This window comes from Thermobifida halotolerans, from assembly GCF_003574835.2.
In the GTDB taxonomy this organism is placed as follows: Bacteria; Actinomycetota; Actinomycetes; order Streptosporangiales; family Streptosporangiaceae; genus Thermobifida; species Thermobifida halotolerans.
The window spans coordinates 928,576-954,612 of record NZ_CP063196.1 but is presented as its reverse complement, the minus strand read 5'-3'; the positions used below and the strand labels follow the sequence as shown (position 1 = coordinate 954,612).

23 protein-coding genes are annotated in these 26,037 nt (G+C 73.8%); 8 read left to right on the top strand and 15 right to left on the bottom strand.

The features are described from left to right. Positions 1 to 719 precede the first annotated feature (719 nt). The 5 genes from NI17_RS04265 to NI17_RS04245 are packed head-to-tail and all read right to left on the bottom strand — an operon-like array spanning position 720 to position 4,567. Complete coding sequence (locus NI17_RS04265) at positions 720 to 1,475, bottom strand: polyphosphate polymerase domain-containing protein (RefSeq protein ID WP_068689223.1); 756 nt, start codon at positions 1,473 to 1,475, stop codon at positions 720 to 722. Further along, positions 1,472 to 2,068 (bottom strand): DUF4956 domain-containing protein, encoded by a 597-nt coding sequence (locus tag NI17_RS04260; RefSeq protein ID WP_068689225.1) that lies wholly within the window; start codon positions 2,066 to 2,068, stop codon positions 1,472 to 1,474. The genes NI17_RS04265 and NI17_RS04260 overlap by 4 nt, the downstream gene beginning before the upstream one ends. Before the next feature lie 57 nt (positions 2,069 to 2,125). Further along, positions 2,126 to 2,782 (bottom strand): response regulator transcription factor, encoded by a 657-nt coding sequence (locus NI17_RS04255; protein WP_068689227.1) that lies wholly within the window; start codon positions 2,780 to 2,782, stop codon positions 2,126 to 2,128. 2 nt (positions 2,783 to 2,784) lie between these two features. Beyond that, entirely contained in the window at positions 2,785 to 4,278 is a 1,494-nt protein-coding gene (locus NI17_RS04250) for a sensor histidine kinase (RefSeq protein WP_369974919.1), read from the bottom strand. Then, complete coding sequence (locus NI17_RS04245; RefSeq protein ID WP_068689229.1) at positions 4,244 to 4,567, bottom strand: hypothetical protein; 324 nt, start codon at positions 4,565 to 4,567, stop codon at positions 4,244 to 4,246. The genes NI17_RS04250 and NI17_RS04245 overlap by 35 nt, the downstream gene beginning before the upstream one ends. Positions 4,568 to 4,794: 227 nt before the next feature. Between NI17_RS04245 and NI17_RS04240 the strand changes: the two genes are divergently transcribed. The 3 genes from NI17_RS04240 to rsgA all read left to right on the top strand — a co-directional run bounded on the left by NI17_RS04240 (position 4,795) and on the right by rsgA (position 8,070). After that, positions 4,795 to 6,399 carry an OmpA family protein gene (locus NI17_RS04240; protein WP_068689231.1) on the top strand — a complete coding sequence of 535 codons (1,605 nt, stop codon included), beginning with the start codon at positions 4,795 to 4,797 and terminating at the stop codon, positions 6,397 to 6,399. An 11-nt stretch (positions 6,400 to 6,410) separates the two neighbouring features. Continuing rightward, on the top strand, positions 6,411 to 6,788 hold the full coding sequence (locus NI17_RS04235) for a hypothetical protein (RefSeq protein WP_147416837.1): 378 nt from the start codon (positions 6,411 to 6,413) through the stop codon (positions 6,786 to 6,788). A gap of 187 nt (positions 6,789 to 6,975) precedes the next feature. Further along, positions 6,976 to 8,070 carry a ribosome small subunit-dependent GTPase A gene (gene rsgA, locus NI17_RS04230; RefSeq protein WP_084012474.1) on the top strand — a complete coding sequence of 365 codons (1,095 nt, stop codon included), beginning with the start codon at positions 6,976 to 6,978 and terminating at the stop codon, positions 8,068 to 8,070. A gap of 86 nt (positions 8,071 to 8,156) precedes the next feature. On the opposite strand, the gene NI17_RS04225 is transcribed toward rsgA, so the two are convergent. The 9 genes from NI17_RS04225 to NI17_RS04185 form a co-directional block, all read right to left on the bottom strand. After that, a complete protein-coding gene (locus NI17_RS04225) occupies positions 8,157 to 9,323 on the bottom strand; it encodes a zinc-dependent alcohol dehydrogenase (RefSeq protein ID WP_068689237.1) in 1,167 nt (388 codons plus the stop codon). Further along, positions 9,320 to 9,808, bottom strand: coding sequence for a hypothetical protein (locus NI17_RS04220; RefSeq protein WP_068689239.1), 489 nt, complete (start codon positions 9,806 to 9,808; stop codon positions 9,320 to 9,322). The genes NI17_RS04225 and NI17_RS04220 overlap by 4 nt, the downstream gene beginning before the upstream one ends. 141 nt (positions 9,809 to 9,949) lie before the next feature. After that, positions 9,950 to 10,993, bottom strand: coding sequence for a site-specific integrase (locus tag NI17_RS04215; protein WP_119267513.1), 1,044 nt, complete (start codon positions 10,991 to 10,993; stop codon positions 9,950 to 9,952). Between the two features lie 335 nt (positions 10,994 to 11,328). Further along, entirely contained in the window at positions 11,329 to 12,108 is a 780-nt protein-coding gene (locus NI17_RS04210; RefSeq protein WP_341721514.1) for a pyrimidine reductase family protein, read from the bottom strand. A gap of 17 nt (positions 12,109 to 12,125) precedes the next feature. Then, complete coding sequence (locus tag NI17_RS04205) at positions 12,126 to 12,770, bottom strand: class III extradiol ring-cleavage dioxygenase family protein (RefSeq protein ID WP_068689242.1); 645 nt, start codon at positions 12,768 to 12,770, stop codon at positions 12,126 to 12,128. Positions 12,771 to 12,782: 12 nt separating this feature from the next. Continuing rightward, positions 12,783 to 13,643 carry a dihydropteroate synthase gene (gene folP, locus NI17_RS04200; RefSeq protein WP_068689243.1) on the bottom strand — a complete coding sequence of 287 codons (861 nt, stop codon included), beginning with the start codon at positions 13,641 to 13,643 and terminating at the stop codon, positions 12,783 to 12,785. Between the two features lie 304 nt (positions 13,644 to 13,947). Further along, the gene (locus NI17_RS04195) at positions 13,948 to 14,781 is read right to left on the bottom strand and encodes an SDR family oxidoreductase (RefSeq protein WP_084012475.1); all 834 of its coding nucleotides are present in this window, start codon (positions 14,779 to 14,781) and stop codon (positions 13,948 to 13,950) included. A 111-nt stretch (positions 14,782 to 14,892) separates the two neighbouring features. Then, the gene (locus NI17_RS04190; protein ID WP_068689246.1) at positions 14,893 to 15,720 is read right to left on the bottom strand and encodes an HpcH/HpaI aldolase/citrate lyase family protein; all 828 of its coding nucleotides are present in this window, start codon (positions 15,718 to 15,720) and stop codon (positions 14,893 to 14,895) included. Further along, positions 15,717 to 16,232: a MaoC family dehydratase gene (locus NI17_RS04185; protein ID WP_068689248.1), complete on the bottom strand. Its 516-nt coding sequence runs from the start codon at positions 16,230 to 16,232 to the stop codon at positions 15,717 to 15,719. Before NI17_RS04185 ends, NI17_RS04190 begins: the two co-directional genes overlap by 4 nt. 316 nt (positions 16,233 to 16,548) lie before the next feature. Here NI17_RS04185 and NI17_RS04180 point away from each other — a divergent pair, with 316 nt between their 5' ends. From NI17_RS04180 to NI17_RS04160, 5 genes are all read left to right on the top strand, one after another. Then, complete coding sequence (locus tag NI17_RS04180) at positions 16,549 to 19,215, top strand: bifunctional acetate--CoA ligase family protein/GNAT family N-acetyltransferase (protein WP_119267504.1); 2,667 nt, start codon at positions 16,549 to 16,551, stop codon at positions 19,213 to 19,215. A gap of 183 nt (positions 19,216 to 19,398) precedes the next feature. Beyond that, a complete protein-coding gene (locus NI17_RS04175) occupies positions 19,399 to 20,031 on the top strand; it encodes a CBS domain-containing protein (RefSeq protein ID WP_068689252.1) in 633 nt (210 codons plus the stop codon). 541 nt (positions 20,032 to 20,572) lie between these two features. Further along, positions 20,573 to 21,595, top strand: a complete 1,023-nt coding sequence (locus NI17_RS04170; protein ID WP_068689254.1) for an ABC transporter substrate-binding protein — start codon at positions 20,573 to 20,575, stop codon at positions 21,593 to 21,595. 23 nt (positions 21,596 to 21,618) lie between these two features. Next, positions 21,619 to 22,773 (top strand): ABC transporter ATP-binding protein, encoded by a 1,155-nt coding sequence (locus NI17_RS04165; RefSeq protein WP_068689256.1) that lies wholly within the window; start codon positions 21,619 to 21,621, stop codon positions 22,771 to 22,773. Beyond that, on the top strand, positions 22,766 to 24,505 hold the full coding sequence (locus tag NI17_RS04160) for an ABC transporter permease (RefSeq protein ID WP_068689258.1): 1,740 nt from the start codon (positions 22,766 to 22,768) through the stop codon (positions 24,503 to 24,505). The genes NI17_RS04165 and NI17_RS04160 overlap by 8 nt, the downstream gene beginning before the upstream one ends. 225 nt (positions 24,506 to 24,730) lie before the next feature. Here the strand turns inward: NI17_RS04160 and NI17_RS04155 are convergent, their stop codons facing one another. Next, complete coding sequence (locus NI17_RS04155) at positions 24,731 to 25,735, bottom strand: Gfo/Idh/MocA family protein (protein WP_068689790.1); 1,005 nt, start codon at positions 25,733 to 25,735, stop codon at positions 24,731 to 24,733. Between the last annotated feature and the right edge of the window lie 302 nt (positions 25,736 to 26,037).

Below are 26,037 nucleotides of genomic sequence, written 5' to 3'. Positions count from 1 at the left end.
GCCACCGGCGCCATGATGACCGGAAAACCCCACACATCCGAATCATCACCACAAAATTGGGTAATCAACACTTAACGTTCAGCTATCGGAGAAGCTCCGAGGGGCTGGATTCCCCGCCCTCCGCGCCCCCGGAGCCACCGGGAGGGGTGGCGTCCCCCGGTTCACGGGTCGTGCACGCGACCCCGACCACCCCACTCCGGCAACCTTCCCGCAACAATTCTGAGAAGTCTGGGAAACACTGTCCTTAATCCAAGCCGAAAACGGGACAACCGTCCCGCGAACGGTCGACCACCACCACCGCCTCACTGAGGTGTGGGTGTCGGGTTCTGCGGCGGACGCGGGCTCCTCTCGGAAGAACCCGGGGAAGGCAGGGCATTCCACCCCGGCACCCGGAGCGGGCTCCCACGGGTTGGCCGTGCCTGGACTCGGCGCCCTGGGCGCCGAGTCCAGGCACGCCCCCACGGGCGGATCAGCCGAAAGGACACCGGCCACCCCAGGCGGGTTTGCCGTGGCGCGGAACCGCCTCCGAAGGCAGCGGAACCGCCTCCGAAGGCACAGGAAGGCGGGGCCGTGTCCGGACTCGGCGCCCAGGGCGCCTCGACCGGCCACCGGCAACCGGTGGTGTCCCGCTTCTGGAGGGTTCTGTGGAATACCTCGGCCTCGCCAGGGGTGCGGCGGAATCGCATCCGCCGCGAACCCGGCTGTCAAACCTCAGTCAGTCAGAGCCGGTCGAAGCAGCGGCGCAGCACACGGCTCCACCGGTTGCCGCCCAGCCCGGGGTTGACGACGGCCACCGCCGCCGCGTACTTGCTGAACCCCACCGGGCGCAGTCCGTGGCGGTGCAGCAGGCGCTCGACGCCGGTCACCCCGCCCCGGGTCTTGACCTCCAGCAGCGCCAGGTCCTCACGCATCGCGGCCGTCTGCCCGGCGTGCGCGCACACCAGGCCGGTGTCGCAGGTGACGCGTTCGGCACCGGAGAACGCCACCAGCGTGGTACGCCGGTAGTCCGTCACCGCCGACACCCGCAGCGGCCGGGGCAGTTCGGCGCCGTAGCCGTCCATGACGTCCCGCAGGAACCGCGCCGCCGCGGGGGTCAGTTCACCGGGGCGTCCGTCGTGGACGGTGCGGCGCTTGTCCGTGACCCCCCGCGCCCCCTTCAGCTTGACCTCCAGCATGGTCAGCCCCGAGTCCAGGTAACTGCGCGTGCGGATCTTGAACCTGCGCCGCCGCCCCTGCCGGTGCTGGCGGAAGGTCAGCAGGTCGGGGGTGTCCAGGTAGGTGGAGGAGTAGCGGAACACCGTGCGACCGCCGTCGCCGAGCACCCCGAAGCCGGGCGCCAGGTGGTCGACGAGAACGGGGACGAGCGAGGCGGGGACGACGTACTTGCGACAGGAGCGCAGCGTCAGCGGCGCCAGGGCGTTGACCTCCTCCAGCGACACCGGGCGCAGCGCCGCCGCGACCGCGGGCGCGGTCACCGCCGCCCCGCCCCGGCCGAGCCCCCGCGCACGGCCTCGGCCCCGGACCGCTCCGAGGCGCGGAACCGCACGTCGACGACCATGAGGTCGCGGACGTAGTCCACCTCGACGACGGTGAGCGCGCAGACCGTGCCGCCCAGCCGCGTCTCCAGGTCGGCGCGGAGCATGTCCGGACTGCGGTGCACCACGTCCAGGGTGACCGTCCGCCTGCACGTCCGCGGCAGCAGCCGGGGATGGTCGGCGGCGAACACCACGACGAGCAGCACCGCGTCGAGTCCGAGCAGCAGCAGGGGCGCGTCCTTGGCCGTCGAGTTCACCAGGCCCAGCGCGATCGCGGTGAAGTAGTAGGCGACCTCGGTCTGGGTGACGGAGTCCGACCGCAGCCGGATGATCGACAGCACCCCGAAGAGCCCGAAGCCCACCGCGAGCCCGACACCGGCCGCCAGCAGCACCGCCACGGCCGCGAAGACCCCGACGTTCAGCGCGGTGTAGGCGAACAGCAGGTCGCGGCGGCCGTGCCGACGGAAGTACAGGAGGTGTCCGAGAACGGCGACGGCCACCAGGTCGACAGCGAGAGCACACCAGATGTTCATGCCACCGATGGTGGTGGGCGACGGTGAGCCCGCCGTGAGCGCCGGATGAGGAATTCCTCATCCGAGCCGGTAACCCATCCCCCGGACGGTCTCGATGCGGTGGGCGCCGATCTTCCTGCGCAGCGCCCGGACGAAGACGTCGACCACGTTGGACCCGGGGTCGTAGTCGTAGCCCCACACGTGGGAGAGGATCTGCTGGCGCGACAGCACCTGGTCGTGGTGCCGCAGGAACAGCTCCAGCAGGGCGAACTCGCGGGCAGTCAGGTCCACGGTGGCGCTGTCGGTGGAGGCGCGGCGGGTGCGCAGGTCCAGGGCGAGGTCCCCGACGCGCAGCACGGTCGACTCCACGCTGCGCTCGGCGCGCATCCGCAGCCGGATCCGCGCCAGCAGCTCCTCGAAACGGAACGGCTTGGTCATGTAGTCGGCGGCGCCCATCTCCAGCCCGTTGACGGTGTCGCGCACCCCGTCGCGGGCGGTGAGGATGAGGATCGGCAGGGTGGAGCCCTCCTCCCGCAGCCGCCGCAGCACCGTGAAGCCGTCGGCGTCGGGCAACCCCAGGTCGAGGACCATGAGGTCGAAGTCGCCGGTGAGGGCGTAGTCGACGGCCGCGCCCGCGCTGTCCACCACGGTGCTGGTGAACCCGTTGGCGCCCAGCCCCTTGCGGACGAACGACGCGATGCGCTCCTCGTCCTCGGCGATCAGGATGCGTCCCATGCTCACGTGCTCCCTTCGTCCGCGGGCAGGATGAGGGTGAACTCCGCCCCGGCGCCCGGGGCGGAGCGCAGCCGCACCTCGCCGTTGTGGGCCTCGGCGATGGCCCGCACGATGGCCAGGCCCAGTCCGGCGCCGGGGCGGTCGCCGCGCGCCGTCTCCCCCCGCGCGAACCGCTCGAAGATCCGCTCCCGGTCGCCGGGAGCGACTCCGGGGCCGGAGTCGCGCACCCACAGCTCGGCCGTCCGGACCCCGTCCCGCTCGGTCAGCGCCGAGCCGAGGACGACGGTGTCGCCGGGACCGGTGTGCCGCACGGCGTTGCTGGCCAACTGCACCGCGGCCTGCGTGACGCGCTGCGGGTCCAGGTGCACGACGCCCTCACCGACCTCGTCGAGGCGCCAGTCCCGGTGGCCCAGCGCCCGCACCTTGGCGTCGATGTCGCTGGTCAGCTCGGCCAGTGACACCTTCGCGCAGTGCAGGAAGTCGGGGCGCTGCGCCTTGGCGAGCAGCAGCAGGTCCTCGACGATGCGCGCCATGCGGTCCAGTTCGTCGGTGACCAGCCGCACCACCTCGCGGCGCTCCTCCGGGTCGTCGCCCATCAGCTCCAGGTGGCCGCGCACGATGGTGATGGGGGTGCGCAGTTCGTGGCTGGCGTCGTCGACGAAGCGGCGCTGCGTGGAGAACGCCTCCTCCAGCCGGTCGAGCATGGCGTTGAACTGCTCGGCGAGCGCGGCGACGTCGTCGTTGCCGGTGACGTCGATGCGGCGGGTCAGGTCCTCCTCGGTGATCTGCGCGGCGGCCTGGCGCACCAGGCGGACGGGGGCCAGGATGCGTCCGGACACCCACCAGGCGGCGCTTCCGGCCAGTACCAGACCGACCGCGCTGACCAGCAGCAGGACGCGCAGGAACCGGTGTATGTCGGCTCGGTCGGCGTCGACGAAGTAGCCGACGACGAACCAGCCGCCCGGCACGTCCGCGCCGTCCGGTGGCGCGACGCGGAGTTTGGCCCACCGCAGTCCGCCCTCGGGGGTCTGGACCGATCCCCTGCCGTGGGGCGAGGTGAGGACCGCTTCGAGGGTGTCGGCGTCGGCGGAGGCGTCGAACAGCGGCTCCTGCCCCTGGCGGACGCGGCCGGTGGGCACGGTGGCGCCGGGAGCCCGGTCGACGTGGCCGAAGATGATCTCGTGCCGGTCGGGGTGCTGGCGGCTCAGGTGGACCCGGAACAGGCTGTCCAGGTCGGTGAAGCTCTCGCCGGTGCGGGGGTCGACCCCGGCGGCGGCGAACTCCTCGAACTCCGCCATCTCCTGGTCGAGCGCCCGGTCGACCCGTTCACTGACCTCGGTCTCCAGCGTCTGCCACACGACGATGTTCACCAGAGCCAGCACGGCGGCCATGAGCAGGACGACCCACGTCATGATCCGCACCCGGGCGGGCATCCGGTAGCGGCGTCCGCCCCCGGGACGGTCAGTCGTCATCGTCGCCGTCCCGGTCGTCGTCATCGTCGTCATCGTCGTCATCCCGGTCGTCGTCATCGTCGTCGGTGACGGCGGGCGGTGGACTCACCACGTCGTCGGCGGTCGGATCGGGCGTGGACGACGGCGACGAGACCGACGGCTCGGGCGAGGGGGAGGGGACGCGGGGCGCGGAGGACTCGCCCACGACGACCTCCCGCGGCGGCTCCGTCCGCGGCTCGGCGTCCCGCGTCAGCCACAGCAGGGCCGCCGCCGCGGCCAGCACCGCGGCGAAGGCGAGACAGGCGAGCAGGGCTCCCCGGCGCATCGCTCTCATGCCTCCCCACCCTGCTGCGCGCATCTCAGACCACCATGAAACGGAGATGAGGCTTTTTTCATCTTCGCAGGTGACGAGAGCTGTTTGAGAGGTGGTGTCCTCATTTCTCCCCTGTCGCGGCGATGTGGCCGGACACGGCCACGGCGATTCCCGGCCCCGCGCGAACCGGTCGGCCATCTCCCGGATCGAAGACCCGGAAAGCGAACAGCCGATTCCAGGGAGTAGGCATGCCTGTTCTCTCCGCGCCGCCCGGCGCGCGGAAGGAGGAGCGTCTCGTCCGCGGCGGCGCGTGTCTCGCGCTGGCGACCCTGCTGCTGGCCACCGGCTGCGGTCCGGTGTCCGCCCCAGGCACCGACCGGTCCGGAGGCGGCGCCTCCGAAGCGCCGGGTGCGGCCTCGGACGAAGCGGGCGCCCCGGTGGTCTCCCGCCCGCTCAACGCCTGGGTCGCCCCGGATGTGGAGGCATCGGTGGCGCTGCACCGGGTCGACGACGCGCACATGGTTGCCGTGCTGTCCCTCACCAACAACGGATCGGAGCGCGAGCAGCTGTGGTCGCACCTGGCCGACCCCTTCGGCGAGTCCGGCAACAGCGACCACGACTACCCGTGGAACCACTTCAGCGGGATCGCGTGGCTCGACCCGTCGGGGCGCGCCCTGCACAAGCCCTACCACCTCCCCGACCGCAGCTGCCTGTGCAGCGCCAAGGACGACACGGGACCGTTCCTGGACCCCGGCGGGACCCAGGAGGCCTACTCGGTGCTGGCCGCGCCGCCCGCCGACGTCTCCTCGGTGACCGTCGTCACCGGCCTCACCCTTCCGTTCGTCGACGTTCCGATCGGCGACGGCGCGCCCGAAGGGCTGGACTACCGGACCCCGGACGACCATCCCGACGCGGCCCCGGAGTCCACCGAACTGGTGTCGGTGGTCGACTCCCCGGAGCAGACCGTGGTCGAGGGCACGGAGGCCACCGAGATCCACCTGTCCACCGACGTGCTGTTCGAGGTCAACGAGTCGACGCTCACCGACGAGGCGACGCAGGCCCTCCAGGACGCGGCGGCCCGCATCGACGCCTCGGGGGCGCGTGAGGTGCTGGTCGAGGGGCACACCGACAGCACCGGCGACGACGCGATCAACAATCCGCTGTCGGTGGAGCGGGCCGAGGCGGTCCGCGACGCGCTGGCCGACACGGTCGCCTCCGACGTCGAGTTCACCACGGTCGGGCACGGCTCCGGTCAGCCCATCGCCGACAACGGCACCGAGGAGGGACGGCAGCGCAACCGGCGGGTCACCGTCACCGTCGACCGCACCGGTTCCGCCGGGGAGGCGGACCTCCGGGACTCCGGCGACCCCGGCGGGGCCCCGGCCACCGGGGACGGCCGCGGCCCCGCCGGGGTCGCGGTGAGCGGCCGTCCCAACGACCTCGGCGACGCCGAGGTCGAGGTCGCGCTCACCGACCTGCGCGCCCTCACCCCGGAGACCGCGCTGCTCAGCTACACCGTCACCAACCCCGGGCCGCAGGAGCTCTCGGTGGACCTGGCCTACGCCTTCGACGGCTGGATGGAGTTCCGCTACCGCGCCGCGTACGCGGTGGCGCTGCTGCACCCCGACACCCGGGAGATGTCGCTGCCGCTGCGGGTGGCGCCGCTGGACAGCGGAACCAAACCGTGGTGCCTGTGCAGTTCCGCCTCCGGCACCAACCTGTCGGCGCTGCGTCTGGGCGCGGGGCAGACCCGCGAGTACTACGCGATCCTGCCGGTCACGCCGGGCAGCACGGTCACCGACGTGCAGGTCGGGCGGCTGCCGCTGCTGGAGGACGTCGCGATCCGCTCCTGACCCCGTGGGCCGTGGCCGCACGCGGTCCGAAAAGCCCGGTACCGCAGGCGTGCGGAGGGGGTTGGCCCCATGCCCGGCCCCGCCCCGAGGTCAACGAGACCGCCCGCCGCCTGGCCGACCGGGAGTTGGCGGCGCGGCCGGTGCGGGAGTCCGACCGGGTCTTCGGGACCGCGGGAGGCGCCCTGCCTCCCGCCCTGGTGGGACTCGCGCTGCCGACCGGTCCCGCCGTCGTCCTGGCGCAGGTCCTCGTGGCCGCAGTGCCGGTCCTGGTCGGCCTCCTGCTCCAGACCCGCCTGCGGGCGCGTCGCCGCCCGGCAGCCCCGGAAAAAGAGGCTGCCGGGACCAGGGATACCGCTGTAGAGTGGGCGCGGAACCCGAAGAGGAGGTGAGTCGATGGCCGTCGCGGTAGTCGCCGCTGCCGTGCGCAGCGTTCGGTCCGTCCTCATCTCCCGGGACCTCGGCTGACTCCTCTCTCCTTCTTCTCTCCCGCCTGAGCACCCGCCCGTCCTCGCACGGGTTCTCCCGTGGTGCCTCGGGTGCGCCGGGGTCCCTTCACACGAAGGGTTGTGCACACCGTTGTCTTCCGAACTCACCTCTTCGCCGTCCGCCTCCGGCCCGCTCGCCGCCTACGGCTGGGACGCCTCCCTGGACGCCGCCTTCGCCGACCACCGCGCCGCCGGACTGCTGCCCTGCCGGGTCACCGGGGTGGACCGCGGCCGCTGCGACATCGTCACCGAGCACGGCCCCGCGCGGGCCGTCAGCACCCCCGTCACCTCGCCCGACCCGGCGCGGACCGTCTGCGCCGGGGACTGGGGTGTGCTGCGCCCCAGGAGCGGGGAGCTCCCGGTGCTGGAGGCGCTGCTGCCGCGGCGCAGCGCGATCGTGCGCTCCACCGCGTCGGCCCGCTCCGAGGGGCAGGTGCTGGCCGCCAACGTCGACACCGTCGCCGTGGTGGAGCCGCTGACCGGGCCGGTGGACCTCGCCCGCGTCGAGCGGCTGCTCGCGCTGGCCTGGGAGAGCGGCGCCGTACCCGTCGTCGTGCTCACCAAGGCCGACCGGCACCCCGCCCCCGACAGCGCGGTCGCCGAGGTGGCCGCCGTCGCGCCCGGCGCGGGCGTGGTCGCGGTCAGCGCCGTCACCGGCGACGGTCTCGACGCGCTCACCGCGCTGCTCACCGGGACGGTCGCGCTGCTGGGGCCGTCCGGCGCGGGCAAGTCCACCCTCGGCAACGCCCTGCTGGGCGCCGACGTGATGGCCACCGGTGAGGTGCGCGCCCGCGACGGCAGGGGCCGCCACACCACGGTCCGCCGCCAACTGTTGCCGCTGGGCGGCGGCCGCGTGCTCATCGACACCCCCGGCCTGCGCGGGGTGGGGCTGTGGGACGCCGCCGAGGGACTCCAGCGCGCCTTCCCCGAGATCGGGGAACTCGCCGAGGAGTGCCGCTTCCACGACTGCTCCCACACGAGTGAACCGGGCTGCGCGGTGCTCGCCGCCGTCGCCGACGGCACCCTGCCGCAACGCCGCCTGGACAGCTACCACAAGCTGGTGCGGGAGAACGAGTGGATCGCCGCGCGCAGCGACGCGCGGCTGCGCGCCGAGATCCGGCGCGGCCACAGGGAGATCTCCCGGTCGCTGCGCCAGTCCTACCGGCTGCGCGGCAGGAAGGAGTAGGGCACGGCCCGGTGCGGGCCGTGCCCCTTGCCCTTGGGGTCCCGGTGCGGCCGCCGCATCCGTGCGGCGGCCGCGTCCGGGCCCGGTCACGGGTGCAGGATGGCGCGCACGCAGCCGTCCTTCTTGTGTTTGAACATGTCGTAGGCGCGCACGCCGTCGCTCAGCGGCAGCGGGTGGGTGGCCAGGTGGGCGGTGGGGATCTCGCCCGCCGCCATGCGCTCCAGCAGCATCGGGATGTAGCGGTGGCCGTGCTGCTGGGCGCTGCGGATCGTCAGCCCCTTGTTGACCACCGCGCCCATCGGGAACTTGTCGACGAAGCTGCCGAACACGCCGACCACGGACACCACGCCGCCCTTGGCGCACGACAGGATCGCCTCGCGCAGCGCCACGGCCCGGTCCTCCAGCCGCGCCGCCTGCTTGACGCGGTCGTAGGCGTACTGCGGGCCGTTGCCGTGCGCCTCCATGCCGACCGCCTCGATGCAGGCGTCCGGGCCCCGCCCGGCCGTCAGGTCCCGCAGCGCCTCGCGCACGTCGACCCGGGTGTAGTCGAGCGTCTCCAGGCCGAGTTCCCGCTCCACCATCCGCAGGCGGTCGGGGAACCGGTCGATGACGATGACCCGTGCCGCGCCCAGCAGCTTCGCGGCGGCCGCGGCCATCTGCCCCACTCCCCCGGCGCCCCACACCGCCACGACGTGGCCGGGTTCGATGTCGCAGAAGTCGGCGGCCATCCACCCGGTGGGCACCCCGTCGGAGGCGAACACCGCCTCGTCGTCGGACAGGTCCTCCGGTACCGGGAACGCGCCGACGTCGGCGAAGGGCACCCGCACGTACTCGGCGTGGCTGCCCGCGTACCCGCCGACCAGGTGGGAGTAGGCGAAGATGCCCGCGCCCGCGTAGCCGTAGAGCGACTCGAAGGCGGCGGGTTCGGCGTTGCCGTTGTCGCAGGCGGAGAAGAGCCCCCTGCGGCAGTAGCGGCACCGGCCGCAGGAGATGATCGAGCACACCACCACGCGTTCGCCCACCCTGCGGTCCCGCACCCCTGGGCCGACCTCGACCACCTCTCCGAGGAACTCGTGGCCGAGGATGTCGCCGCGCCGCATCGCGGGAATGTAGCCGTCGATCAGGTGCAGGTCGGAACCGCAGACCGCGCTCGCCCGCACCTTGACGATGACGTCCTGGTCGTTGAGGATCGTGGGTTCGGGGACGTCCTCGACGGACAGGTCGTTGACCCCCATCCAGCACAGCGCCTTCATCCCATCCCTCCTCTGCGCAGCGCCACGTAGACCCTCTCCTGCAGTTGTTCGGCCGCCGGTCCGCGCGCGGACGGCTGGCCCTCGACGGTGAGCGCCTCCCCGCACTCCAGGATCGCCTTGAGGCGCCGCAGGTCCTCGCGCAGCCGTCCCGAGTGGGCGCGGGCCGTGGGCCCCTCGGCGCGCACCCGGATCTCGGTGCCCCGCTGCGCCGGAGCGGGAGTGAGCAGCACGCGCAGCGCGAGCTGGCCGTCACCGGGAACGGGAGCGGCCGGTTCGGTCTCGTCGGTGGTGGGTGTGGCCTCGGCGAGCAGTCCGGGTACCCGGCCGGGTTCGCGCCACGCGGCCAGGGTCTCGTCCAGGTCCGTCAGGACCGTGGCGGAGTGGTGCGCGACGCCGTGTTCGGCGCGGGTACGCAGCCGATACCACACCGCGGCACCGCCGGCCGCCGCGGCCGCTGTGGCCACGGCGACGGTCATCCTGTTCATACGTCGTCCTTCCCCTCTCTCGGCCGCTTCCGCCCCCCGGGCGACGGCGGGCCGAGGTCGCGTCGGGTGGTGTGCAGCGGAGTGCACCGGCGGCTACCCCGTGGTGTCCCGGGGAAACGGGGGCCGGACGTCGGCGCGGGGTCAGTGCGGGGTGTCGGTGCGCAGGGAGAACGCCGACAGGCCCCGGGTGGGCAGCCCGACGCGTTCGGCGTAGGCGTGCACCAGGTTGTTGACGGCGCGCGCCCGGGGCCGGGTGGGGCCGATGGCTCCACCGCGGCGCAGGCGGCGCACCAGCGGCGCGGCGGAGCCGCGGTCGGGGGCGGTCAGCACCGCGCAGGTGTGCTCCGTGTCGCCGAGGCTGTGGGAGGGCAGCGCGGCGAACTCCTTCTCCAGCGCCGTGAAGCCGCCCCTGTCGGCGATGTCGAGGATCTCGCGCCACTGGACGAACGCGCACACCGCGCACTCCAGGGGCGTGTCGGCGGGGGCGAGGAGCAGCGCGTCGCGTCCGGTGTCGACGCGCAGCGCGGGCGCGGACTCCTGGCGGACGGCGGCCAAGGGCAGGTTCAGCAGCGGGTCGGGGCCCAGTCCGGTGCCCCGGGCGAGGGTGAGCACGAGGCGGTCGCGGCGGCGGGTGACGGCCTCGGGCCAGGAGTCGGCGGGCAGGGCCTCCAGCAGACGGCGGTACTCGTCCTGGGTGAGGGGGCGGGAGATGAGCTTGCGGCCGGGGCGGGCGCTGCGGACCAGCCGCAGCAGTTCGGTGAGCGCGGGGTGGGTGGTGGGGTTGGGCAGTCCGTGGGCGGTGTGCACGACGGCGATGACCGCGCTCCACCGGTCGATGGTGGCGGCCGACACCGCCGGACGGCCGGTGGCGGGATCGGTCAGGTGGGCGGTGGCCAGGTAGACGGCGAGGTCGGCGGGGCTGGCGGGCAGCGGTGGGCGGTCGTTGCGGACGCACCAGGCCCACCAGCGCCGCCAGTCGGAGACGTAGGCGCGGCGGGTGCTCTCGGGCCGGTCGCGCAGCCGGGCGTGCAGCACGTCCAGGGTGGCCCGCTCCTCGGGTGAGACGGGCCGGTTGGCGAGGGAGAACCCGCTGGGCAGCGGTGTGGCCCGGGTCAGCCGCGGCCGGAGCGCGGGCGGCAGCGCCTCCCGGACCCGGTCGTCGTGGCTGCGGGCCGGTGTGGCCACGGTCCTCCCCTCCCGAATCTGCGGAAACGTCCCCGCCTCCGATTCTCACCCAAAGTGAACGGACACACCCGTCAGGTGAGCACGGCGTGCCGTCCGGCACCCGAGCCCTCCTGCCCCGGAAAGGTCCGCGGTCACCTCCGTGGCCCCGGGGGTCGTGAAACCCCGGGGCCACGGAGAAAGTTCCAGGTGGCCTCCACCCCAGGGGGTCTTGCGACCTCAACCCCGCGGGGTGGGCGAGAAGCGTTGCAGGACACGCCCGCCCGCGCCCCACCTCCCCGCACTGGGGAGGCAGTCCGGCACCACGGACCCCACCCGCGTGGACGCAGGTTTCAAGGTCAGGACCGTCGGCGTTGCCAGCGGCCCGCCAGGGTGCCCTCCGACTCCACGAGCAGGCGGGGCAGGAAGGGCCGGTCCAGGGGGGTTCCGGCGAGCATGCGCAGGTGGTCGCCTGCGACGAGACGCGGGGCCAGGGTCAGGCACAGCTCGTCCAGCAGGTCGGCGGCGACCAGGTCGTGCAGCAGGTGCGGGCCGCCCTCGCACAGGACGCGGCACAGGCCCCGTCCGGTGAGCGCCTTCAGCGCGGCGTCGGGGGCCACGCCGTCCTCGCCGAGCACGACGACCCGTTCGTCGCCGAGTGCGCGCCGGGCGCGGTCGAGCGCTGCGCTCCCGGCGGCGCGGCAGGTGAGCAGCAGCGCGTCGCCCGCGTCGGCGCGGGACTCCAGGATCGAGGACGGCAGGTTCGCCGAGCGGCTGACCACCGCGACCACGGGGTGCGGCGGCTGGTCGGCGCGGCGGAGTCCGCTCCACCGCGGCGCGGTCCTGGCCCGCCGGTACTCCTCGGCGCGCACGGTCGCCGCGCCGACCAGGACGACGTCGGACAGGGAGCGCAGCAGGGAGAAGATCGCGCGGTCGGCTCCGGTGTTGATCGATCCGGAGCGGCCGTCGTCCCCGGTGACCGCGCCGTCGAGGGTCGCCACGAAGTTCGCGCGCACCCACGGCCGCTCCGCGGCGTCGGACGGATAGCCGTACAGCGCCGCCAGCGCCGCGTCGTCGACCTGTTGGCCGGGCCGCGCCGCGTCGGGGGCCGTCTCGTTGAGCAGGACTCGCACCAGCATGCCTTTCCGGTCGCGGTTCACCAGCGCCATTCGGCGACGACGTACATCACCCCGTAGGGGTCGTCGGCGTAGACCACGTCGGGGCGGGGCGGGGCGGCCCGTTCGGCGGCCGCTCCCGCGAGGACCTGCAGGGCGGCCCGCCCCTGGACCATGAGTTCGCGGGCCGTCTCCGGGTCGAGCGCGGCCAGCCGCGCCGGGTCGCCCTCGCGCAGGGCGTCCACCAGGTCGCCGTCGAAGCCGTGGGCGCGCGCGTCGAGGTGGCCGGGCGCCCTGGGGCCGCGGCACGCGCTGCCGTCGCCCGCCACCAGCAGGGCCGTGGGCCGCCGCGCCGCCGCCAACTCGCGTCCTCGCCGCAGGCACTCCTCGACCGGTGCGTCCTCGGCCACCGGGTGCAGTTCCACCGACCCGGTCCAGTCGGCCTCCTCCAGCAGGCGCACCGCCACGCGCAGGCTCAGCGGGAGCCCGCGCGCCAGGTCGGGGCGGCGCGTTCCGAGGGCGGCGGGGGCGCCTCCCACGACGGCGACGTGTTCGACGGGGGGCCGCAGGACGCGGCCCAGCACCGTGCGGCACGCGTCGCGCAGCCCGGCCGCGGCGTCCTGCTGCCCGGTGAGTTCGCGCAGGAGCAACGGAGGGTGCGGGCAGACCGCTGCGGTTGTGATCACCTGATCGTCTTCCTAGGCCAGTCCGCGCACGGCCCGGGCGGGGGCGCGGAGTCCCTTGATGCTGCCGACCATGTCGAGCACCTGGCGGGTCTCGACCACCTCGTGGACCCGGTAGACGCGGGCGCCGTGCCAGGCGCACACCGCGGTGGCGGCCAGGGTGCCCACCAGCCGCCGGTCGACCGGCAGGTCCAGGGTCTCGCCGACGAAGTCCTTGTTGGACAGGGAGACCAGCACCGGCCAGCCGGTCGCGGTCATCTCGTCGAGCCGCCGGGTGAGTTCCAGGGAGTGCCGGGTGGTCTTGCCGAAGTCGTGGGCGGGGTCGATGAGGACGCGGGAGCGGTCCACCCCCAGCGACACGGCGCGTTCGGCGAGGGCGACGGTGTCGTCGATCGCGGAGCGCACCACGTCGTCGTACTCGACGCGGTGCGGCCGGGTGCGCGGGCGCACCCCGCCGGTGTGGGTGCACACGATTCCGGCGTCGAACTCGGCGGCCACCTCGGCGAGACGCGGGTCGTGGCCGCCCCACGCGTCGTTGAGGAGGTCGGCCCCGGCCCGGCACACCTCGCGGCCGACCTCGGCGCGCCAGGTGTCGACGCTGATCACCAGATCGGGGTAGGCGTCGCGGACCCGGGCGACGAAGCCGGCGACGCGGCGGATCTCCTCGGCGGCGTCGATCTCCTCGCCGGGCGCGGCCTTGATCCCGCCGATGTCGACGATGTCGGCTCCCTCCGCGACAACCTGGTGCACCCGGTCCAGGGCGCGTTCCTCCTGCCAGGTCGCTCCCCTGTCGTAGAAGGAGTCGGGGGTGCGGTTGACGATCGCCATGACGAGCATCCGGTCGTCGGTGAACGCTCGACCGCCCAGTCTCAGCATCGGGTGCCTCTCTCGTCGCATCCGGCCCGGTCGCCGGTGGTCGCTCGGTCCGGAAGACATGCCCGTGGTCAGGAGCTGTCGCCCGCGGGCGCCGCGCCCGGCGGGAGACGGCTCGCGGCCGGGGGCCGGGACCCCCGGCCCGGCGTGCCGCGGCGCCGACCGCGCAGGCCCGTGAGCGTCACCACGCCCCCTGTTCTCCTCGCGTCCCCCGCTCCGGCGGGTCCGGCACGGGGTCGGCCTGTCATGCTACCCACCTTCGGAACACGGACGTCGGGACGTGCGGCGGTCGCGTCGGCCCGCGGTGTCACCGGGTACCGGCGTCTCCTCCCCCGGTGGGCCGCTCCGGCGGCGGCACGACGCCGTACAGCCACTCCTCGTACTCGGTGTCGCCGCGGCCGGTGCGGTCGGCGATGGCGCGGGCCGCCTCCGGGGAGGTCGGGATCCGCAGCGGGACCCGTTCGGCCTCCACCGCCGCGACGACGACGTCGGCGACCTCCTCGGCCGTCTGGGCGGGGGCGTTGACGGCGCGGCCCAGTTCGGCGGCCCACTCCGCCACCTCCCGGTAGGGGCCGGGGTCGGTGGTGTCGGCGGCCAGCAGGTTGCGGGCGAACTCGGTGCGCACCGGGCCGGGCTCCACCGTGACCACCTCCACCCCGAAGGGTCGCACCTCGTGGCGCAGGGCCTCGCCGATCGCCTCCAGGGCGTGCTTGCTCGCGGCGTAATGGCCGGTCAGGGGCATCACGCGGCGTCCGGCGACGGAGGAGACGTTGACGATCCGGCCGCTGCCGCGCTCGCGCATCGCGGGCAGGAACGCGCGGATCAGGCGGACCGGACCGAGGACGTTGGTCTCCCACAACGCGCGCAGGTCGTCGTCCCCGGCCAGCTCGACCGGTGCGCGCATGCCCCGGCCCGCGTTGTTGACCAGCACGTCCACCGCCCCGAGTCGGCGCGCCGCCCGCCGCACCGACTCGGGGTCGGTGACGTCGAGTCCGATCCGGTCGGCCACGTCCAGGTCGGCGACGGCGGCCGCCGAGCGGGCGGAGGCGATCACCTCGTGGCCGCGCCGCGCCAGCCGGACGGCGAGTGCGCGGCCCACTCCGCTGGAGCATCCGGTGATCAGCACTCGGCGGTTCGGCACGGTTCGGGCTCCCCTCGACGGATGACCGCGGCGGGCCCCCGAAGCCCCGTCGCGGTCCTATGACCCCATGAATATAGGCGCCGGGTGGTGGGGACCGGTCGGGCGGGTGGGTCAGTTCCGGGCGCGGCGCACGATACCGCGGGCCTGGCGCAGCAGCGGCGCGTCGATCATCCGCCCCCGGTAGCGGAACACCCCCGAGGGAGCCCTCTCGGCCGCCTCCAGCACGCCGCGCGCCCACTCCACGTCGGAGGGATCGGGGGCGAACGCCTCGCGGATGGGGGCCACGTGGGAGGGGTGGACGCACATGCGCGCGACGAACCCCACCGCGGCGGCCTCCGCGGAGGAGGCGGCGAGTCCGGCGAGGTCGTCGATGTCGACGTGGACGGTCTCGACGGCGGGCCGTCCGTGGGCCGCGGCGGCCAGCAGCACCCGGGAGCGGGCGTACCGCGCCACGTCGTGGTAGGCGCCGTCGGCGCGGCGGCTGGAGGCGCCGCCCAGGTCCGCCATCAGGTCCTCGCCGCCCCAGCTCAGCGCCGCGCACGAGGGCGCGGCCGCGACGCGCTCGGCGGCCAGCACCCCGGCGGCCGTCTCGCACAGCGCGATCACGCGGGCGGGCGCCAGCGCCTCGACGTCCTCGGGCCGCTGCGCCTTCGGCAGCATCACCAGCCGCACGCCCGCCCCGGTCACCGCCGCCACGTCGTCGGCCCACCACGGGCTGTCCGGCGCGTTGACGCGCACGATCACGCGCGCGGGGTCGAGGTCGGCGAGTCCGGCGACGACGAGGGCACGGGCCCGGTCCTTGTGCTCGGCGGCGACGCTGTCCTCCAGATCCAGGATGACCGCGTCGGCGCGTTCGGCGGCCTTGGCGTAGCGGTCGGGCCGGTCTCCGGGGCAGAACAGCAGCGCCGGACCCGGCAGGTCGACGTCGGTCCGGTTCACCGCCGCTCCTCTGGCAGGCGCAGCATCAGCGCCGAGCGCTCCACCCGGGCCACCAGCACCCCGTCCTGGTTGAGGGCGCGGTGCTCGAAGCGGACGACCCCGTTGTCCGGGCGCGACGTCGACAGCCGCTTGTCCAGCACGCGGGTCTCGGCGTAGAGGGTGTCGCCGCTGAACACCGGGTGGGGGAAGGCGACCTCCCCGAAACCGAGGTTGGCGACCGTGGTGGCCTGGGTGAGCTGGTTGACGCTCAGGCCCACCAGGGTCGACAGCGTGAACAGGCTGTTGACCAGCGGGCGGCCGAACTCGGTGCGCGCGCTGAAGTGGGCGTCCAGGTGCAGGCTCTGCGGGTTCATGGTGAGCGTGCTGAACAGGACGTTGTCGGCGTCGGTGACGGTGCGTCCGGGGCGGTGGGCGTAGACCACGCCGGTCCGCAGCTCCTCGTAGTACAGCCCCCGCTGCTCGACGCGGACCGCCTCCTCCGCGCCGCCGCCGTCCGCCCGCTCCGTCGCCACCTCGGCTCCCTCCCTCTCACTCCCCCGGTGTCCCGATGCCGGGGCCCGGCCTACCGCGTCGGCGGGCGGTGCGGTGCCCGCGCGCGAAACGGCTCCACCCTACTGGCGCCTCCGCCCCGGAGGAAGGCCGCCGCGGCGTGTGCGGTCGCCGCGCGGCCGGGCGCGGTCCGGGACCAAGGACCCCGCCGCGGAGGGCTTCGGACGGAGGATCGGGGGTAGTGCGCGGGGCAGGAAGCGGAGTGGTGCGCCGCGGCGCACCGGAGCGGGGAGTGTCCCCGCGCACCGCCGCCACCTCGTCGAGAAGAAGGTGACCCGCATGACCATCGACGTCGGCGCCGACACCGCCCACGCGCTGCTGACCGACGGCACGATCGCGCTGGTCCGCCCGGCCCGCCCCGAGGACGAGTCGCGGGTGCGGGAGATGCACGAGGCGATGTCCCCGGAGAACCGGCGGATGCGCTTCTTCGTCTCCGGTACCCCGGACGCCGGCCAGCTCGCACGTCGGATCTGCGCGCGACCGGACCGCGGCCACCAGGCCCTGCTCGCGATCGTCGACGACGAACTCATCGGCGCCGCCGCCTACGACGTCACCGACCGGCCGGACGTCGCCGAGGTGGCGCTGGCCGTCGCCGACCGCTTCCACGGCAGGGGCGTGGGTACCCTGCTGCTGGAGCACCTGGCGTCGCGGGCCCGCCACAGCGGCGTCACCGCGTTCCGGGCCGACGTGCTGCCCGCCAACCGCGAGATGCTGCGGGTCTTCTCCGACATCGGGCTGCGTCCGCATCAGCGCTTCGACCGCGACGTGGTGGAGCTGACCATTCCGCTCGACCCCGACGACCGCTATCTCGACGCCATCGGCGAACGGGAGAGCCGCGCCGGCCGGGAGAGCCTGCACCCGCTGCTGCGCCCGCGGTCGGTGGTGGTCGTCGGCGGCACCCGGCGGCCGGTGTCCGTCGGCAACGCGATCCTGCGCAACATCCGCACCAGCGGGTTCACCGGACGCCTGTACGCGGTGCACCCGCAGGCCGCGACCGTGGCCGACGTGGCCGCCGTTCCCTCGATGGCCGACCTGCCGGAGGCCCCGGACCTGGCGGTGATCTCGGTGCCCCCGGGCGCGGTGGTCGACGTGGCCCGGGAGTGCGGGCAGCGGGGCGTGGGGGCGGTCGTCGTCATCACCGCCGACCTGGAGGCGGACGCCGACCGGGAACTGTTCGAGGTGTGCCGCCGCCACGGGATGCGGCTGGTCGGTCCGAACTGCTTCGGGGTGGCCTCCCTGGACGACGACGTCCGCCTGCAGGCCACCTTCTCCGCGCATCCGCCGCTGCCCGGCCACGCGGGCATGGTCGTGCAGTCCGGCGGCATCGGCATCACGCTGCTGGAGCACCTCTCACGACTGGGCATCGGCGTCTCCTCGTTCGTGTCCACGGGCAACAAGCTCGACGTCAGCAGCAACGACCTGCTGCGGTGGTGGGAGGCCGACCCGAACACCACGATGGCGATCATGCACGTGGAGTCCTTCGGCAACCCGCGCAAGTTCTCCCGGGTGGCCCGCCGCCTGGGGCGGAAGATGCCGGTCCTCACGGTGCTCGCCGGACGCTCGGCCGCCGGGCAGCGGGCGGCGGCCTCCCACACCGGGGCGTCGCTGACGCCCGCGCTGACCACGGAGACGCTGTTCCGGCAGGCGGGCGTGCTGGCCGCGCGCGGCATCGGCGAACTGATCGGCACCGCCGCGTTCCTCGCCCACCAGCCGCTTCCGTCGGGACCGCGCGTCGCCATCGTCACCAACGCCGGAGGCACCGGGGTGCTGGCCGCCGACGCGTGCGCCGACGCCGGTCTGGAGGTCCGCGAACTCGGCGAGCAGACCCGCCGGGACATCGAGGCGCTGCTGCCCGCCGAGGCGGCCAGCGCCAACCCCATCGACACCACGCCCGCGGCACGCAGCGACCAGTTGCGCGCCTGCCTGGGGCGACTGGCCGAGGCCCCGGAGGTGGACGCGATCGTCGCGATCATGGTGCGCACCGCGCTCGCCGACCCGCTGCCGGTGGTGGCGACCGCGAACTGGGGCAAGCCGGTGGTCGCCGTCGCCCCGGACCAGGCGGAGACGGTGACCAACCTGCCCTCGGGCGAGCACGGCGTGGTGCCCTCCTACAGCGGTCCCGAGGCGGCCGCCGCGGCGCTGGGGCACGCGTGGGAGCGCGCCAGGTGGCTGGCCCGGCCGGCCGGGGAGGCGCCGGTCCTCACCGCCGTCTCCACCGACCGCGCCCAGCGGATCGCGCGCGGCTTCCTGAAGCAGCGGCCGGAGGGCGGCTGGCTGCCGCTGGACCAGACGATGGAGCTGCTGGGCTGCTACGGGATCGCGATGGCGCCGTGGCGGTGGACCCACGAGCCCGAGGAGTCGGCGCGGGCCTGGCGGGAGCTGGGCGGACCGGTGGCGTTGAAGGCGGACGTCGCCGGGGTGGTGCACAAGAAGCAGGCGGGCGCGCTGCGCCTGGACCTCACCGACGCCGAGCAGGTGCGTGAGGCGCACGCGGACCTGGCCGACCGGTTCGGAGAGGACCTGCGCGGAGTCCTGGTGCAGGAGATGGCCCCGCGCGGGTTCGAGGTGCTGCTCGGGCTGGTGCAGCAGCCGGTGTTCGGGCCGCTGGTGGTGTGCGGGCTGGGCGGCACCTACACCGAGGCGCTGCGCACCAGGGCGGCGCGGCTGGCCCCGCTCACCGACTTCGACGCCGACGAGCTGGTCCGCTCGGTTCCCGCGCTGCGCACGCTCGGCGAGCAGGACGGCGACAACGCCGTGGACCTGGACGCGCTGCGCGACACGGCGCTGCGGCTGTCGCAACTGGCCGTGGACCTGCCGCAGGTGTCGGAGCTCGACATGAACCCGGTCATGGCCGCCCCGTCGGGGGCGATGTGCGTGGACGCGCGCATCCGGTTGGCGGTGCCTCCGTCGGGCGATCCCTACCTGCGGGCGCTGCGGCCGCTGTGACCCCGGAGAGGACGGGCGGCGCCCCGGGGCCGACCGGGGGAGGCGGTCGACCCCGGGAGCGGCCCCGCGACGGCCGGCCCGTGCCTCCGGGACGAACGGCCGGGGCGGCCGGGACCTCCGTGGCCCGCACCGCACGCGCGGTGGGGGCAGGCTCGAAGACAGGCGGACCCTAAGGAGCAACCCATGGCCAGCACCGTCGGCGACCTCATGACCACCCACGTCGTGGCCGCGTTCGAGGAGGCGGGATTCAAGAAGCTCGCGATGTCGCTGCGGATGAACGGGGTCAGCGCGGTCCCCATCATGGACGCCGACCACCGCGTGGTCGGGGTCGTCTCCGAAAGCGACCTGCTGCTCCGGCTCGCCGATCCCGACCTGGAGGAGGAGCCGGGCGCGCAGCGCGCACCGGTGGCGCGGAACCTGATGAGCGCGCCCGCGGTCACCATCACCGCCGACGCGACACCGCGTGAGGCGGCCGAGCGGATGCGCCGCCACCGGATCAAGCGGCTGCCGGTGGTCACCGAGGACGGGCGGCTGCTCGGTATCGTCAGCCGCTCCGACCTGCTGCGCGTCTACTTCGTCGGGGACGGCGAACTGCGGGAGACGGTGGAGCGGGACGTCCTGCGCCGCGAGTTCGACCTCACCGGTGTGACCGTGTCGGTGGACAACGGCGTCGTCACCCTGGACGGCGAGGTCCCGGTGCGCTCGGTCATCCCGCGGCTGGTCCACGCGGTCCGCCGGGTGGAGGGCGTGGTGCGGGTGCACAGCCGCCTCTCCTACGACGAGGACGACCTGGTGCCGCTGAGCAGGGTGCGCTGACCGCGGCGGGCGGAGGCGGTCCGCCCGCCGGCGGGGCGTGTACCGGACGCGGCGTGCTCGGCGGGGAGAGCGCGCCGCGTCTCGTCGTCGCGGACCTGTCCGCCCCAGGCCCCGGCGGGGCGGCGCGGCGCCGCGGTCAGTGGGTTTTCCGCAGCGGCAGCGGGGCCGTGTCGGCGCCGAGGGCTTCGGCGCCGACACGGCCCCGCGCCTTCTCGTTCCGGGCGGGGGCGGCACGCGGCGAGCAGCGGCTCGGCCTCGCCGGTGGTCCGGTGGACGGCGAGGGCGGCGGTGTGTCCGGCGCGGCGGTCACTCGGCACCGCTGGGCAAAAGCGGCTGGAACGGCACCTCCCACCTGCGATTACGACACATCGGACACAACGTAGCATTCACAGCGGAAGCTCTGGACGGCCGCACGGTTGCGCCGTGCCCCGAGGGGGCCGCCCTTTCGGCCAGCACCCGACCCCACCCCGCTCCGACCCGCTTTAATCATGATAAAGATAATAAACCTAACTATGAGCTTGTTCACCTTGCTGGAGGACCAATGAGTACAGCCCGGTGGCCGGCGATCGGCTCGGCCGCGCTGGCCCTCACACTGTTCGCGACCGCCTGCGGCGGCGGAGGGGACGCCGCGGGCGGCGGCGAGGACGGCGACCTGGTCGAGGCGGCCCGCAGCGAGGGGACCGTCACCTGGTACGTCTCCATCCCCGAGGAACCGGTGCAGGCGGTCGCCTCCGCCTTCGAGGAGGAGTACGGCGTCCCCGTCGAGGTGGTCCGGATGGGCTCGTCGGTCCTCGCGCAGCGCTACTCCACCGAGCGCGACTCCGGCCAGTCTCTCGGCGACCTGATCACCATCCCCGAGAACCACATCCTCGAGGAGTACACCGGCAACGGCTGGCTGCGCGAACTCCCCGCCGACCGGGTGGACAACCTGGCCTCCTGGCCGCAGGAGGCCCTGTACGAGGACACCTACTTCCTGGTCAACTCCCAGCCCATCGGCCTCGCCTACAACACCGACGAACTCGCGGCCTCCGACCTGCAGGACTGGGAGGACCTGCTCGCGCCCGAACTGGAGAGCGAGATCGTCATGGCCGACCCCGTCTCGGTGCTGTCCTGGGCCGAACTGCTGCGCACCCTCAAGGAGGAGTACGGCGAGGAGTACCTGCGGGACCTGGCCGGCCAGGACCTGCAGAAGGTCGACAGCGCCATCCCCGGCACCCAGCAGGTGGCCGCCGGCGAGTCCCTGGTCGCCTTCCCCAGCCTGCCCTCGGTGGTCAACCCGCTGAAGGAGTCCGGCGCCCCCGTGGAACTGGCCTACCTCTCCCCCACCACCGGCGTCGAGCAGTACACGGCCGTGGCCGAGGGGTCCCCGCACCCCAACGCCGCGCTGCTGTTCACCGACTTCCTGATGTCGGAGGAGGGACAGACCGCGCTCAACGAGGGATTCGGCATCTCCCCGCTCGGCGAACTCGACGGCACCCTTCCCGAACCCGAGGGGTACGTCGCCCCGGACCTGGGCTCCGCCCTGGAGGAGCAGCAGCACCTCAACGAGCTGATCGGCTTCTGATCCCCCGTCAAGGAGAACCCCCGATGACCATGACCACGCACGACGCCTCGGCGAACGCCGCCACGGAGGAGCCGCGCACCGGGGTGGACATCGTCGGCCTGCGCAAGCGCTTCCGCGCACCCGACGGAACGGTCGTGGCGGCCGTCGACGACGTCACCCTGCACCTGCCCAGGGGCGACTTCTGCGTCCTGCTCGGCCCCAGCGGCTGCGGCAAGACCACGCTGCTGCGCTGCCTGGCCGGTCTGGAGCACCCCGACGAGGGACACATCACCATCGACGGCCAACCGGTCTTCGGCCCCGGTCTGCGCACCGTCGAACCCCAGGACCGGCCGGTGGGCATGGTGTTCCAGAGCTACGCGCTGTGGCCCAACATGACCGTGGCCGACAACGTGGCCTTCCCGCTCACCACCGGCCCCCGCAGGAACCGGATGTCCAGGGAGCAGATCCGCAGGCGGGTCGCCGAGGTGCTGGCGATCATGGGCCTGGAGTCGCACGGCAGCCGCGCGATCGGGCAGCTCAGCGGCGGCCAGCAGCAGCGCGTGGCGCTGGCCCGCGCCATCGTGGCGGGCACCGACGTGGTGCTCTTCGACGAGCCGCTGTCCAACATCGACGCCAAGGTCCGCGAGACGCTGCGCCGGGAGCTGCGCGCCATGCAGCAGGACCTCGGCTTCACCGCCGTCTACGTCACCCACGACCAGGCCGAGGCGATGGAGCTGGCCGACCGGATCACCGTGATGCGGTCCGGCAGGGTCATGCAGAACGGGGCGGCCCGCGACATCTACGAGCGGCCCCGCAACCGCTACGTGGCCGAGTTCATCGGTACCGCCAACCTGGTCCCGGTGACCTCCACCGGCGACGACCCCCACCGGGTGACGACCGCCCTGGGGCCGGTGCGGATCGCCGAACCGGGTCCTGAGGGACCCGCGGACGCGCCGCGGGTCGTGGCCAGCCGCTCCCACCGCTGGTGGATCGACTCCGCCGAACGCTCCGGCGACAACGTCTGGACCGGCGAGGTCACCAACGCCGTGTTCGCCGGTTCCCACACCGAGTACGTGGTCCGGGTCGGGGAGACCAGCGTCCGGGTGTGGGCGGACGACGACCCGGACCTGGCGCCCGGTCGGCAGGTGTGGGTCGGCGTGGACCCCGCCGCGTGCGTCGTGGTGCTCGACCATGACTAGCACGCTGCAGCGGCCCGCGTCCGCCCCCACCGGTCCTACGGCACCGCCCCGGCCCCGCCGCAGGTTCTCCACCTTCCAGGTGGTGAGCTGGGTGGCGGCGGCGGTCGTCGTCTTCTTCGTCGTCTACCCGGTGGGCCGCGCCTTCCTCGGCGAACTGGGCACGGAACTGCCCGCCGTACTCGACGTGCTCACCGACTCCGACACCCTGCAGGTGATCCGCAACGCGGTCGTGGCCGTGGCCACGGGCGGCGCGCTGGCGTTCCTCATCGGTGCCGTGCTGGCGTGGATCAACGTGCGCACCGACGCCCGGATGGGGTGGGCCGCCGAGGCGCTGCCGCTGATGCCGCTGTTCGTGCCCGCCATCGCGGGCTCGATCGGCTGGGTGTTCCTGACCAGCCCCGAGGCGGGCTACCTCAACTACTGGCTGCGGGAGCTGCTGGCTCTGGTCGGCATCGGGGTGGAGACCGGTCCGCTCAACATCTTCACCTGGCCCGGCCTGGTCTTCGTCTACGCCCTCTACCTGACCCCCTACGCCTACCTGGCGATCTCCAGCGGGTTGCAGTCGCTGGACCCGGCGCTGGAGGAGGCGGCCCGGGTCTCCGGGTGCGGACCGGTCAGGACGCTGTTCCGGGTGACCCTGCCCAACCTCAAACCGGCCATGGGCGCGGCGGTGCTGCAGCTCATCACCATCGGTTTCGCGCTGTTCTCCGTTCCGGTGGTGATCGGCACCTCGGCGGAGATCGAGGTGCTGCCGGTGTCCATCGTCCACTCGGTGACCCGGTACTATCCACCGGACCTGATCACGGCGCTGAGCATGAGCCTGGTGCTGATCGCCATCGTGGTCCTCGCCTGGTCGGTGGAGCGCCGCGTCATGGCCAGGGGCCGGTTCGCCCGCATCGGCGGCCGCGGGGCGCGCGCAGCGCTGGTCTCGCTGGGCCGCTGGCGCGTCCCGGCCCGGCTGCTGGTCCTCGGCTACCTGGGGGCCACCTCGGTCCTGCCGTTCCTCGCCCTGCTGCTGGTGTCCTTCCAGGGCTTCTGGACGCCGCAGATCGACCTCGGCACCCTGACCGGTGACAACTACGTCAACCTGTGGGAGCGCCTGGCGGTGCGCCGGGGCATCACCAACAGCCTGCTGCTGGCGCTGATGTGCGCGACCGTCACCACCCTGCTGGCGGCGCTGCTGGCCTACCTGTCCTACCGGCGCCGCTCGCTGCTGGGCCGGTTCGTCGACGGCGTCATCAAGATCCCGGCGGCGATCTCGCACATCGTGGTGGGCATCGCCTTCCTGGTGGCGTTCGCCGGTCCGCCCTTCGGGTGGAACGGGACCCTGCTGCTGCTCGTCACCGCCTACGTGGTGATCTTCTTGCCGCAGGCGTCGTTCTACGCCAACTCCGCGATCCAGCAGATCGGCCCGGAGATGCGGGAGGCCGCGGAGGTCTCCGGGGCCCGCGACTGGCGGATCTTTCTGCGGGTGATCCTGCCGTTGATGGCCCCGAGCCTGGTGGCGGGCTGGTCGCTGCTGTTCATCCTGTCGGCGGGCGAGATCAACGCCTCGGCGATGCTCGCCGGACCGGGGGCTCCCGTGGTGGGCCAGGCCATCCTGGACCTGTGGACCGCGGGCACGTTCCCGTTGCTGGCCGCGCTGTCGGTGATCATCACCGCTGTCTCCACGACGGTCGTGCTGACGGTCCTGGCCCTGGGCGGCCGCCCCAACAGCGGCGGCACCCCGTAGGAGGCCACGGACGGGCGACGGCCCTCCCGCGACCGGGTCGCGGGAGGGCCGTCGTCGTTTCCCCGGTCGCGGACGGCGCCGGGAGCGACCGCGCGCACGCGGAGGGATCAGGAAACCTCCCGGTTGCCAGCGGTCCGCGACCGCGGACCCGGGCGGCTCCGAGCCCGTTCGGCTCCGTTCCGATCCTCCGCGCCCGGGTTCCGCCGTGTTCCCGGCGGGAGTGGGTCAGGCGGCCACGGCGTCGGCCGGGTAGACCACGCCCAGACGCTCGCGCACCTCGTCCATGACCCGCACCACGCGCAGGCTCTCCTCCCACGGCATGAGCGGGCTCTCCAGCTCTCCGGCGGCGATGCGGCGGGCCACCTCCTCGGCCTCGTGCTCGTAGCCGTTGGCGCGGTGCGGGAAGGCGAACGCCTCCGGTTCCTGCCCGTCGCGGTGCAGCACGAAGTCGGTGGGGCACCACCAGCGCTCCAGTTCGATCCGGCCGCGGGTGCCGACCAGGGCCACCCGGTTGGGCAGCGGCGCGTCCAGCGAGCAGGCCAGCATTCCGGTCACGCCGTCGCGGTTCTCGACCAGCACGGTGGCCTGCGCGTCGACCACCCCGTTGGGGGCCAGGCGGCCGGTCGCGCCCACGACGGTCAGTTCGCCCAGGAAGTGCGAGGCCAGCGCCACCGGGTAGACGCCCAGGTCCAGCAGGGCGCCGCCGCCCAGTTCCGGCGCCCACATCCGGCTGGCCGGGTCGTAGGGGACGGCGTTGCCGAAGTTGGCGGTGAGCAGCCGCAACTCCCCGATCGCGCCGTCGGCCAGCAGGCGGCCGATCTCGCGGCTGGCGGGGGCGAACCGGGTCCACATGGCCTCCATGAGGAAGCGCCCGTTGCGGCGGGCCGCCCCGATCATCTCGGTGACCTCGCGGACGTTCATGGCCAGCGGCTTCTCGCACAGCACGTGCTTGCCCGCCTCCAGGCAGGCCAGGGTGCCCGCGTGGTGGGCCGGGTGGGGGGTGGCGACGTAGACGACGTCCACCTCGGGGTCGGCGGCCAGCGCCTCCGGGCCGACATGCCGGTTGGGGATGTCCCAGGCGTCGGCGAAGCGCGCGGCCGACGCCTCGCTGCGCGAGCCGACCGCGGTGACGCGGGCGCCCTCGACCACGCGCAGCCCCTCCAGGAAGGCGGTGGCGATCCCACCGGTTCCGAGCACACCCCACCGCAGCACACCACTGTCCGTCGTCATGGCGCCCACTGTACTGAATCGGTTAAGGCACGGGCGACCGCAGCGGAACGACCGGAGGTCTGTTCGGTGATGCCGGGAGGTCGGGAGAGGCGGCGGGGTGTTCCGGGGTGTGGTCCGGGGTGAGCGGCCACGGGGTCGCGGGGGCGTGGGGTGCTGGTCGGTTCCGGCGGGGCGGGCCGCCCCGGGCCGGGGTGCTGTGGTGCGGGCTCGCCGGTGAGGTGCGGGGAGGCGGGGGCGCGGGCGCGGGCGCTCCAGGAACTCACGCGCGGTGCCCGTCCCCGCCCCGGAGCACACGGAGCGCC

What these genes read in the sequence shown, in the direction of transcription:
- NI17_RS04245 (WP_068689229.1), bottom strand. Translation starts at nt 4,567, where the DNA reads ATGAGAGCGATGCGCCGGGGAGCCCTGCTCGCCTGTCTCGCCTTCGCC.
- NI17_RS04165 (WP_068689256.1), top strand. Translation starts at nt 21,619, where the DNA reads ATGACCATGACCACGCACGACGCCTCGGCGAACGCCGCCACGGAGGAG.
- NI17_RS04155 (WP_068689790.1), bottom strand. Translation starts at nt 25,735, where the DNA reads ATGACGACGGACAGTGGTGTGCTGCGGTGGGGTGTGCTCGGAACCGGT.
- NI17_RS04175 (WP_068689252.1), top strand. Translation starts at nt 19,399, where the DNA reads ATGGCCAGCACCGTCGGCGACCTCATGACCACCCACGTCGTGGCCGCG.
- NI17_RS04225 (WP_068689237.1), bottom strand. Translation starts at nt 9,323, where the DNA reads ATGAAGGCGCTGTGCTGGATGGGGGTCAACGACCTGTCCGTCGAGGAC.
- NI17_RS04220 (WP_068689239.1), bottom strand. Translation starts at nt 9,808, where the DNA reads ATGAACAGGATGACCGTCGCCGTGGCCACAGCGGCCGCGGCGGCCGGC.
- folP (WP_068689243.1), bottom strand. Translation starts at nt 13,643, where the DNA reads ATGCTGAGACTGGGCGGTCGAGCGTTCACCGACGACCGGATGCTCGTC.
- NI17_RS04260 (WP_068689225.1), bottom strand. Translation starts at nt 2,068, where the DNA reads ATGAACATCTGGTGTGCTCTCGCTGTCGACCTGGTGGCCGTCGCCGTT.
- NI17_RS04250 (WP_369974919.1), bottom strand. Translation starts at nt 4,278, where the DNA reads ATGACGACGACCGGGACGGCGACGATGACGACTGACCGTCCCGGGGGC.
- NI17_RS04255 (WP_068689227.1), bottom strand. Translation starts at nt 2,782, where the DNA reads ATGGGACGCATCCTGATCGCCGAGGACGAGGAGCGCATCGCGTCGTTC.
- NI17_RS04170 (WP_068689254.1), top strand. Translation starts at nt 20,573, where the DNA reads ATGAGTACAGCCCGGTGGCCGGCGATCGGCTCGGCCGCGCTGGCCCTC.
- NI17_RS04180 (WP_119267504.1), top strand. Translation starts at nt 16,549, where the DNA reads ATGACCATCGACGTCGGCGCCGACACCGCCCACGCGCTGCTGACCGAC.
- NI17_RS04240 (WP_068689231.1), top strand. Translation starts at nt 4,795, where the DNA reads ATGCCTGTTCTCTCCGCGCCGCCCGGCGCGCGGAAGGAGGAGCGTCTC.
- NI17_RS04210 (WP_341721514.1), bottom strand. Translation starts at nt 12,108, where the DNA reads ATGCTGGTGCGAGTCCTGCTCAACGAGACGGCCCCCGACGCGGCGCGG.
- NI17_RS04160 (WP_068689258.1), top strand. Translation starts at nt 22,766, where the DNA reads ATGACTAGCACGCTGCAGCGGCCCGCGTCCGCCCCCACCGGTCCTACG.